Source organism: Mycolicibacterium tusciae (assembly GCF_002086795.1).
GTDB lineage: Bacteria > Actinomycetota > Actinomycetes > Mycobacteriales > Mycobacteriaceae > Mycobacterium > Mycobacterium tusciae.
The window spans coordinates 1-9,826 of the sequence record NZ_MVIM01000038.1 but is presented as its reverse complement, the minus strand read 5'-3'; the positions used below and the strand labels follow the sequence as shown (position 1 = coordinate 9,826).

The window sequence follows — 9,826 nt, the reverse complement described above, 5'->3', positions numbered from 1 at the left end:
CCCACGCGCCCAGACAGACTCACTCGCCGACAAAGCCAACTCGAACGCGGCTTGACAAACATAGGAGCATCGAACGCCTCAACCGGACCCTGCAGACCGAATGCGCCTACAAACGCGTCTTCACCTCCAACAGCCAACGCGCCGCAGCCCTTGCCCCCTGGCTCGACTACTACAACACTCAACGACGTCACAGCGCACTCGGCGGCCTCCCACCGATCAGCCGACTGACACCAACCTCATGACTCAGTACATCTAGTCAGCACTGTTTTCGACGGCACGAGATGGTTTGCAGACGCGTCGCGCTGGAGTCGTTGTGCCGGTTTACCAATGTACGAATTCAAGAGGGCGAAAGCCACTTCCAAGCAGTCCAAAAGGGCATAGCTGCTCCCGCACGCGGCCACCTTCCAACTATCGTGCGACACAACGAAGGAGGTACTACTGAAAGACGTATGCACCGTATCCGTAGAGAACACCGGCTCACAGAAGCAGTGGCCATTGTTATCTTCTCGCGTTTTATGCCGTCGTCAAGGATGGACCCGTGCCCCTGTGCGCTGCCGGGTTCATAAAAAAAGGCTGTCGGTAACCGATCGGCGCCGAGGGATTCGACCAACGGTCGAGTTGCGCGCTCTCAGGTGTCGCTGCCGGCGAGGCGCACCGACGTGCATCTCCGCGAGGTGCGAAGCGTGGATGCGGGCCTACCGACCAGAAGACTGTTCGACGGTCAGGGCCGCCCGTGGGCCGCACTCAACCGATATGGAGTAGACCAATGCCCAGTCCAACGCCGGTTCGTCAACAACCAACCAGGGAGCACGCTCACGATCGCGCGCGCCGATGGTGACAGGTTCGTTGACAGTAGTGCGATCGTCTCGGGCGACGTCGCAACCGGAGCCTGTGGTGACGGTTCACTCAACGCCATCGCAGGATGCGTCTGCGCGGTGCCAAAACCAGGATCCACCGATCTCAGCACGACGAGCGCAAACGCCATGACCCAAACCGCATCTCGGTGAAAATGCGGGGATACCAACGCGGCCATTCAGGGCCGATGAGCGCAGACCGCGCGGAATCTGCTCGCTGAACCAGTGCCGGGCGTCGATGTTTGCCTGCGGGCGAGGAAGTTGTCGTGCCCTGGCCTGCCAGCCTCGGTTTCCGAACCGTTCGAAACGGCGTTACGCTCTTGGTACGTAGACAATACGCATTCCGTCGAAGGCGCGCACCATGCGGGACACAGGCTCGACATGGACAGCCGGGAGGCCAACGGTGCGCACACGTGGATTTGGCGAACTTGAAGCTGTCATCATGGACCGCATCTGGAACCGTGGATCAGGCACGACCACGACGGTGCGAGAGTTTTTTGATGAACTAGCCGCAGAGCGCGACATCGCCTACACCACAGTGATGTCCACGATGGACAATCTGCACAGCAAGGGCTAGCTGGCGCGGGAGCGCGACGGCAGGGCCTACCGGTATCGGCCGACCTTGACTCGGGAGCAACACAGCGCAAAGCCTAATGCGTGAGGCCTTGAATTCCGGTGGCCAACCGGAACTGGTGCTCACCTACTTCCTCGAACAGATCGGCCCCCGGGGAGTCGGCGCGCCTACGCGCAGCGCTGCGACGACCCAGGAAACGTGCAGCCAAGCGCTGCTGAGTGCGGCCCAAGAGCAATTTCGGTCACTGCGCGCAAACGTCACCTTCACGCGAGGCAGCAAACCGGGCGTCGCCTATGGCGTTGCCGTAAGGGCCATTCCGCTTGGAATGAGGGGTTGGCCGACCCCATTTGCTACACAGTTGGATCAGCCGGTGGCGGAACTCAGGCTGGATTGTGGCGGCGCCGCGCGATGCGCCGCGTTTGGATGAGGGCTAGGGCGAGCAGGATGAGACCGAGGGCGTAGATCGCTGCGCCGCTGGCGATTTGCGTCGCCGTTGGGGGCTGCGTGCCGGCGGGCACGTAGAGCTCACGCTCGGCCGAGGTGGTTCCTTGCCAGCGCGCGTCGACGGGCAGCCACGCTTCGATGGTTTCGCCGGCGCGCCCGAACTCGACGTAGACGAACCACCGTCCCTGTTCGGGCAGGCGAATGGTGCCGGTGAACTTGCCTGTGCCAATTTCATTCAGCCGCGCAGTGAGCGTCTGGCCACCTCGGCGAGCCACGACCCTATCTGGGATGAGCTGGGAGTCGGCATCGGGGGCAACCGCCTCGAGCCGCACATTCCGTCGGTGACGAACAACCGCATCTACGGACTTTGATAGTATTTTACCGCGGCTGGGGCGGCGACCCGACCCTAGCTGGTGTTGCCGCCCCAGTCGCCTACTGTCGACCAGCAGAAGCCGCTGTCATGTGACCTAGTCGCCCAAACCCGAGTTTGGGCTCTTATGGGGGTTGCGATCTTCAGCTGCACCGGCATTAACAGCATGTCCAGGACACTGTCAACAGACTGGAGTTCAACGGCTACAAGGTGATCCTCAACAAGGTGGGGACAGCGCCGCTGGAGCAGTGCACGGTCAGCGGGTGCGCCCGGGCCGCGAGGTCACCGAGTTTCGCCAGATGGGCGGGACCAAACTGTTAAGCGCGTTTTGTACACGACGGTCTACGTCGACGCGTCCTGCTGACCATGGCGGGGAAAGCGCGATCTCGGTCATCGGGACAGCCCTCCCGCTTCTGGGACCCGGCGGCACGGTGGTGACGCAATCCGCCGCCACCGTGCATCCACGCCGCACTGAACCCGCCGCTAACGTGTTCAATTCAGATGCGTTGGATCACACGTCATCGACGGACGGCGATACGGCACCCAGAGCCCGGTGCTCATGGGCAGCACTTGCTGTCGTGCTTCACGGCGCGCCGTTGCCTGGTGTTGGCGCCAAGTGCACACATCACCGCGCACTTGACGACCGCGCGAACCATAGGATGCCGCGCAACGCCCACCAGCCCCGCCGCCTTGGGCTTCACAGCTGTGCTCATCCCTATCTCCTCTCCACACCACGAAATACCCCCCAAGGGTATCCGTTGATCGGGTGCCGCGTACAGGCCACGACGGCCCTGGCAGCGGATGGGAGAGTGCGATCCCGATTCAGCGTCGTCACGATGACGTGGTGGGGCGAGCCTTCGACCTACTATCGCGCTTAGTACGATAGTGGAGGTGATGTCGTTGATCCTGAGCGTGCGTGTCCACGTCGCCATCGTCGGTGCGGTGCTGACACTGGTTGGCTGCGGTTCTCCCGCCGAACCGCTGACATCGTCGGCGACACCGCCGCCGGCGGGGCAGACCGATACTGCGGCTCGTGCACCTCGCTCAATCGGACCGCAACAATTCGCCGAGGCTATCGCCGCACCCGAGCGGGTCACCATCAACGTGCACGTGCCCTACGAAGGCGACATCGCCGGCACGGATGTCAGCATTCCGTTCGACCAAATCGAGGCGCAGATCAACAGGTTGCCGACGGTTCGCGGCACTCCGCTGGCGGTCTACTGCCGTACCGGACGGATGAGCACTATCGCCGCCTCAACCCTGGCCAACCTGGGCTATCACGACGTGGTGGAGTTATCCGGCGGAATGCAGGCCTGGCAACAAAGCGGCCGCACGCTGGTGTGGCGCTGACCATCTGCGGCTCGACGAACCGACGCCCGCCTGCGCACCCCGTCGTCACAGGAAAGTCTGAGTCGTGCCTACGCCCCCAACGACATGGGTCACCCGGCGTCACGAAAGGCTGCAGCACCGTGGTCCGTTCTCACCGTGGCCGGCACGTCGCGTAGCTGCCACTGGCATTCCCAGCGTTCATCGAGAAGCTCATCGATCAAAGAGGTGTCGGGGTGGCCACCGAGCCTGCGAATGGACGCGCTAACCGCGCTGAGCAGTTCGAGTTGGCGGTCGATGGCTTGAAGCCTTCCCACGTCCCTCCATTGGGCTGGACCGGCGGGACCGCGGCGTTGACAGCCCGCACTACATCTACTGTTCTGGTACACAGATGCTAATCGATTCGTCCCCACGCTCGACGCGACTCCTCGGTGCCACGACAGCGTGGCTGGCGCCCACGGCCTGGCGGCAGCAGCGTCGTTCGTCGCGACCCTCCACAGCGTCCAACGCGGTCAAGAAGTTGGCCAGGCGTGCCGACTTCGATTCGAAAGCCGCTTCGTATCAACAGCATTCGGTGCGAGACCCGCTGAAGCTGTCGTGCGCTGCAGGGGCGGCTGCCCATCGCCGAAACGGGGTTTGACCATAGGGGGGGATGGGTATGCGGCTGTCGACCGTGGGTCACGCCACGGTCAGCCCATGCGATACGTGTCATGCAAATGGAGGACGCTATGAGTACCGCGAGCAAGATGCTGGAAACTTATCCGCAAGACCTGGGTGGTATCGACCGCGCCGCGTTGGCGTCCTGTATCGAGGCGTGTCTGGAGTGCGCGCAAGCGTGTACCGCCTGCGCCGACGCCTGCCTCAGTGAAGACTCCGTGCAGCAGCTCACCACCTGTGTGCGCACCAACCTCGACTGCGCCGACGTGTGCGCGGCGACCGGGCAGGTGCTGTCCCGCCATACCGGTTATGACGCCAATCTGACCCGCGTGATGCTGGAGGCGTGTGCCGCGGCGTGTCGCTCCTGTGGGGACGAGTGTGACCGCCACGCTGGTCACCATGAGCACTGCCGCATTTGCGCGGAGTCCTGCCGGCGTTGTGAGCAAGCCTGCCGACAGCTGCTGACGTCATTGGGCTGACCGCGTCCCGCGACTCACGAGCGCACCAGGCGATTGATGGCGTCGGTGGCCTCTTTGATCTTGGCGTCGGCGTCGTCGCCCCCGGCGTGCGCGGCGTCGAGTACGCAGTGTTTGAGGTGATCGTCGAGCAGACCGAGCGCCACCGCTTGCAGTGCCCGGGTCAGCGCACTGACTTGGGTGAGGATGTCGATGCAGTACTGCTCGTCTGCGACCATCCGGTGCACTCCGCGCACCTGTCCTTCGATGCGCTTGAGACGGTCCAGGTACCGGTCCTTGTCCGTCATGTAGCCATGCCGCGGCGGCGTCTGCGCGGGTGTGGGTTTCGTTGCTGATGTGGGCATTTTGTCCTCCCAGATGGTGCACCCGGGATTGACACCCCGGGACCGCAGGCCTACGCGTATCCCAGCGGATTCCTGTTGGATGTAGTTCACAGATATTGTCGCGCGAAATGCGGCGATGGCTGATGTCCGCCGCGCGCCACACCACCCAGCGCCGATCAAGGGTTATGCAACAGCGTATTTCGCCGGGTCTTCGTCGAACTTAGGGACGCAGCCAGCACAGCACAGCCAGTAGGTGCGCCCGGCGTACTGGCGGACCCAGCCCTTGGCTTCGGCTTTGGCCTTGGCCACGAACCGCCCGGGCATGACCGGGCACTCGGCCGCGTCGACGCCCGGGTCCACCGGGTCGTGGTCATGCTCGTGCTCGTGGTGGTGATGGCTGGCGCCGGTGGCAGCGCCGTGATCTGTCATGGTTGAGGGTGTCCTTTCGGGTTGGGCTCACACGTCGGCCAATCACTGCCAACGTGGCGTTTTGGCTGTTCAAGGCTCTTGCGCGGCAAAGTCATCAGACTGGCACCGCGGTATAGCCAGCTTCGTCGACAGCGGCGAGTACAGCCGCGTCGTCGATCGGCTCGGTGCTGGTGACGACCAGCTTGCCGGTCGCCGCGCTGACGTCGACCTGCTCGACACCGTCGATCCCACCGACTTCCTCGCGCACCGACATCTCGCAGTGCCCGCAGGTCATGCCTGTCACCTGGTATTCGCTGGTGGCCATGATGTATTCCTTCCTCGCTAGCTGTGGGCAATGTCTGTGTAGGCAGCGCCTTTCGCCGCATTGCGAAGGCGCCAACCGACGGTCACCTGCTTGCGCACATGACGCAGCTCCTTTCATACCCCGGCGGGGTATCCACCAAAGAGACAATATACCCCCCGCGGGTATTCCGCCAGTGTCCGTCATTCGCGTCTTCGCCACAGCCAGGAACGGACGTCCGCTGGAATGGGGCTGGCGACGCCATGTGGAGGCTTACAGCGCGAGAGCCGATCATCGACGGGCCCGATGCTCTACGGTGTGGGTACGTAGATAGGATGGCGGGCGGCGCGGACTGCCCGCGGTTCCACATGCTGAAAGGACGACATTCGTGCGCAGATTGGCAAGGATCTTTGTCGCCGGGGCGGCGATGCTGGTGGCCGTAGGCGTCGGTATGCCGACGGCGACCGCAGCGCCTGACAGCTGCCCTCATCGGTTCGGATCGCCGCAAAAGCTGACCGATGCCGGCGGTGCGGTGGTCCAGCAGTGGTCGGTCAGTGACCTGCGCGCGAGTACCGACACGGCGCCCGGCTATCCATTGGCCGGTCGACTGTGGGAGGCCACAGCCTCGGTGGAGGCGTTGACGGGCGCTGTGACACCGATCATTCCCAACGTGTATGCGGTGTCGGCTTCCGGTGAGCGCTATCAGGTGTTGTGGCAGCTGGCGAGTCCCAGCTCCATTCCCGGCGCAACCATCAGCCAAGGCCAGACTTCGACCGGCAAGGTCTATTTCGATGTGACGGGTGCCGATCCGATCGCGGTCATCTACACCAATGGCGGGTCGACTCCGGCGATGATGTGGTGCTGCAACGGCAACATGATGATGCCGATGCAAATGCCGATGCCCATGCCCATGGAGAGGCCGATGCCGATGGCAATGGACGACTGTCCCCACTGCACAGGCACAATGTAGTGGCTCGTCACATGGGGTGTGTTGTCCTTGTCCTGCAATGACTTCCGGGACACTGTCCGGTCGTATCGCTGCGCGAAACCTGCATCGATGACGATGCGGTTCAGGTGACTAGCTGCCAAACTGGCCCGGCGATGATGCCTAGAAGGAGGCTGAGCGCGGCGGCCAAGATTGCGGCGCCGGCGGGCCAATGCTGGGCCGCCGTTTGGTCGGCATCCCCGGCCTCGTCGGGGCGCGCGAAGGCGGGGATGATCCAGCGCAGGTAGTAGAACAAGCTGACCAGTGTGTTGACGAACACCACGACGGCCAGCCACGCATACCGGCCGTCCCAGGCCGCGGCGGCGGTGGTCACCTTGCCGATGAACACCGCCGTCGGTGGGGTGCCCACCAGACCGAGTAGCGCCACGACCAGCGCGCCGGCCAGCCACGGGCGGGCTCGGGCCAAGCCGCGATAGGAATCGAGATCGCGGCGTCCCGGCAGCGCCGCGGTCACCGCGAACGCCGCGATATTGGTGACGGTGTAGCCCACCAGGTAGAACAGCAGTGACGGCAGAGCCAGCTCGCTGCTGCCTGCCACCGTGATCGGCACTAGAAGGTAGCCGACCTGGCTGACCGTGGACCAGCCCAGCAGCCGGCGCGGGTCCTGTTGCCAATAGGCGGCCAGGTTGCCCAACGTCATGCTGGCGACGGCAAAGACGGCGATCAATACCGGCCAGGCCAGGGTGTCGGGCAGCGCAGCGGTGAGGCGATACAGCGCCACCAGGGCCCCAATCTTGGGCACGGTGGTCAGAAACGTCGCCGCGGTGGCGTTAGCGCCCTGTGCAGCGTCGGGCACCCAGAAGTGCGCCGGCACACCACCGGCCTCAAACATCAGGCCCGCCAGCACACCGACCACTCCGGCCGCGACTGCCACCGCCGGAGCGCCACCCAAGGTCATCGCTAGCTGCGGGTAGCGCGTCGCGCCGGTGAGTCCGTAGAGAAGCGTGACGCCCAGCATCAGCAAGATCCCGAACAACGCACCCATCAGATAGGCCTTCATGGCGGCCTCCGCCGCGGCGGCCGAGCGCACCAACCCCACCAGCCCGTAGAGCGCGATGCTGGCCAGAAAGTATCCGGCCACCAGCAGCAACAGGTCCTCTGCGCCGGCCAAAATGAGAACCCCGCTGGTCGAAAACATCAGCAGGGCATAGGTTTCAGATTCACGCGGCGATGCCCGCATTTCCGCGCCGGCCACCGCCCAGATCAACACCAACCCGGCTGCACAGGCGATCCGGGCCACGCCGGTCGCGGTGTCGACGGAAAACGCGCCCTCGAAAGCCATTTGATCCGGGCCGGCCATCTGCACCACGGCGACGCCGATGACACCGACCTGTACCGCGGCCGCCATCACCCCGACCCACCATTGCCGCCGCCGGGGCAGAAACGAGCCCGCGATCAGCGCCACCAAACCGGCGCTGAACATGAGCATCTCCGGCGCCATCAGCAGTGGCCGCATTGCCTCCTCGGGATTCACCGTCATCTCCCGACGAGCGCGACCAGTGCGGCGGCGGCCGGTTCGATCAGGTCCAGCAACGGTCGAGGAATCAGGCCGATGGCCACACTGAGCACGAGAAGTATTGACACCGAAGCGGTCTCAGAGGCCCGCAGGTCGGTGAAGTCGACCGAATTTTCGCGTGTGGGACCGGTGAAGACACGTTGCAGCGCGCGCAGGAACAGTGCGGCGGTGAGCAGGATGCCAGGCAGAGCCAGAGCTGTGATCGGGGCGGCGGCGATGCTGCCGGCGAAGATCTGGAATTCGGCGATGAAACCCGAAAATCCCGGCAGTCCCAGTGAGGCGAACGCGCCCACGGCGAACAGCGCGGCCAGCTTGGGCGCTGGGCCGGCTAGGCCGCCGTAGGAGTCCATGTCATAGCTGCCCGCTCGGTCATAGAACACCCCGGCGAGCAGAAACAGGGCCGCGGTGATCAGGCCGTGGCTGACCATCTGGGTGACCGCACCGACCACCGCGACCTCTCGCGCGTCGGCGGTGCCGCTGGCGGTCAGACCGGCGGCGCCGACGGCCACCACGATGTAGCCCATGTGGTTGACCGAGGTGTAGGCGATCATGCGTTTGAGGTCGGTTTGGGCCAGCGCGACCAGTGCCCCGTAGATCACCGATACGACGCCGACGGCGATGATCGGCCACGCCCAATCGCGCCATGCCTGCGGCAGCATCGGCATCGCCACCCGGACGAATCCGTAGGTGCCCATTTTCAGCAGCACCCCGGCCAGCACCGCCGACCCGACGGCGGGCGCGTCGGTGTGCGCCGGCGGCAGCCAGGTATGAAACGGCACCGTGGGGGTTTTGACCGCCAGTCCGAGCAGGATCGCGGCCAGCACCAAGCCGCCGGCCAGCGGGCTGCCGGCCAACGGTGTGGTGGCGGCCAGCTCCAGCATGTCGAAGGTGTGTGGGTCGGCGGCGATGTAGAGGCCGATAAAGCCCACCAGAAGGGCCAGCGATCCCAGGAAGGTGTAGAGGAAGAATTTCAGCGCCGAGCGGGCCGCACCGCCGTGTCCCCAGCCGGCGATGACGAAGTACATCGCCACGATCGACAGATCAAAGAAGACGAAGAACAAGATGAGGTCCGCTGCGACGAACAACCCGAGGCTGACACTTTGCAGGAACAAAAACAACGCGGCCTGCAGCCGGGGCCGGTCCTCGTTGCGCAGCCCAAAGATCGCGCATGCCAGGAAAATCACCGCGGTCATCACCACCAGCGGCAGCGACAGGCCATCAATGCCGATGTGGTAGCTGCTGTTGACGCCGGGGATCCAGGGGACCTGCTCCTCGAACGCCAACTCGTTGATCCCCGGCGCATCGTAGCGCGCCCACACCACCGCGATGAGCGCCAGGTCGATCGCGGTGACCGCCACCCACATCGCGTTGGCGGCCCGGCCGGCCAGCCGGGGAGCGGCCAGCAACACCAGCGCAGCGCCCAGCGGCAGAAACACGATCACAGTCAGCACGACGTCACCTCACCGTCACGAGGAGCACGAAGCCGGCGACCAGCAGCACTGCGGCGGCCAGGTAGTACTGGTGCAGCTGGCCGGTTTGCGGTCGGCGCGCCAGCTGCACCAGTACTACCT

At 64.5% G+C, this 9,826-nt stretch carries 10 protein-coding genes and 2 pseudogenes; 5 read left to right on the top strand and 7 right to left on the bottom strand.

What is annotated here, in order from left to right:
• Positions 1-68: 68 nt before the first annotated feature.
• Positions 69-242 (top strand): annotated as a pseudogene (locus tag BST47_RS29875) (integrase core domain-containing protein); the annotation flags it as partial.
• A 1,015-nt stretch (positions 243-1,257) separates the two neighbouring features.
• Positions 1,258-1,646: pseudogene (locus BST47_RS29865) on the top strand (BlaI/MecI/CopY family transcriptional regulator).
• 162 nt (positions 1,647-1,808) lie between these two features.
• Here BST47_RS29865 and BST47_RS29860 read toward each other — a convergent pair.
• Positions 1,809-2,204, bottom strand: a complete 396-nt coding sequence (locus BST47_RS29860; RefSeq protein WP_234809931.1) for a hypothetical protein — start codon at positions 2,202-2,204, stop codon at positions 1,809-1,811.
• A gap of 932 nt (positions 2,205-3,136) precedes the next feature.
• On the opposite strand from BST47_RS29860, the gene BST47_RS29850 reads away from it, so the two are divergent.
• On the top strand, positions 3,137-3,592 hold the full coding sequence (locus tag BST47_RS29850; RefSeq protein ID WP_083129355.1) for a rhodanese-like domain-containing protein: 456 nt from the start codon (positions 3,137-3,139) through the stop codon (positions 3,590-3,592).
• 89 nt (positions 3,593-3,681) lie between these two features.
• Here BST47_RS29850 and BST47_RS29845 read toward each other — a convergent pair whose 3' ends face one another.
• Positions 3,682-3,885 (bottom strand): hypothetical protein, encoded by a 204-nt coding sequence (locus tag BST47_RS29845; RefSeq protein ID WP_083129351.1) that lies wholly within the window; start codon positions 3,883-3,885, stop codon positions 3,682-3,684.
• A gap of 411 nt (positions 3,886-4,296) precedes the next feature.
• Between BST47_RS29845 and BST47_RS29840 the strand changes: the two genes are divergently transcribed.
• Entirely contained in the window at positions 4,297-4,704 is a 408-nt protein-coding gene (locus BST47_RS29840) for a four-helix bundle copper-binding protein (protein ID WP_083129354.1), read from the top strand.
• A gap of 14 nt (positions 4,705-4,718) precedes the next feature.
• Here the strand turns inward: BST47_RS29840 and BST47_RS29835 are convergent, their stop codons facing one another.
• The 3 genes from BST47_RS29835 to BST47_RS29825 all read right to left on the bottom strand — a co-directional run bounded on the left by BST47_RS29835 (position 4,719) and on the right by BST47_RS29825 (position 5,757).
• Positions 4,719-5,045 (bottom strand): metal-sensitive transcriptional regulator, encoded by a 327-nt coding sequence (locus BST47_RS29835; RefSeq protein WP_013470201.1) that lies wholly within the window; start codon positions 5,043-5,045, stop codon positions 4,719-4,721.
• A 162-nt stretch (positions 5,046-5,207) separates the two neighbouring features.
• Positions 5,208-5,453, bottom strand: coding sequence for a YHS domain-containing protein (locus BST47_RS29830; RefSeq protein WP_083129350.1), 246 nt, complete (start codon positions 5,451-5,453; stop codon positions 5,208-5,210).
• A gap of 94 nt (positions 5,454-5,547) precedes the next feature.
• Positions 5,548-5,757 carry a heavy-metal-associated domain-containing protein gene (locus BST47_RS29825; RefSeq protein ID WP_083129349.1) on the bottom strand — a complete coding sequence of 70 codons (210 nt, stop codon included), beginning with the start codon at positions 5,755-5,757 and terminating at the stop codon, positions 5,548-5,550.
• A 364-nt stretch (positions 5,758-6,121) separates the two neighbouring features.
• Between BST47_RS29825 and BST47_RS29820 the strand changes: the two genes are divergently transcribed.
• Positions 6,122-6,703 carry a DUF1942 domain-containing protein gene (locus BST47_RS29820; RefSeq protein WP_083129348.1) on the top strand — a complete coding sequence of 194 codons (582 nt, stop codon included), beginning with the start codon at positions 6,122-6,124 and terminating at the stop codon, positions 6,701-6,703.
• Between the two features lie 100 nt (positions 6,704-6,803).
• Here the strand turns inward: BST47_RS29820 and BST47_RS29815 are convergent, their stop codons facing one another.
• Entirely contained in the window at positions 6,804-8,219 is a 1,416-nt protein-coding gene (locus BST47_RS29815; RefSeq protein WP_420094074.1) for an NADH-quinone oxidoreductase subunit N, read from the bottom strand.
• The gene (locus tag BST47_RS29810) at positions 8,216-9,706 is read right to left on the bottom strand and encodes a complex I subunit 4 family protein (RefSeq protein ID WP_083129347.1); all 1,491 of its coding nucleotides are present in this window, start codon (positions 9,704-9,706) and stop codon (positions 8,216-8,218) included. The genes BST47_RS29815 and BST47_RS29810 overlap by 4 nt, the downstream gene beginning before the upstream one ends.
• Positions 9,707-9,826 lie beyond the last annotated feature (120 nt).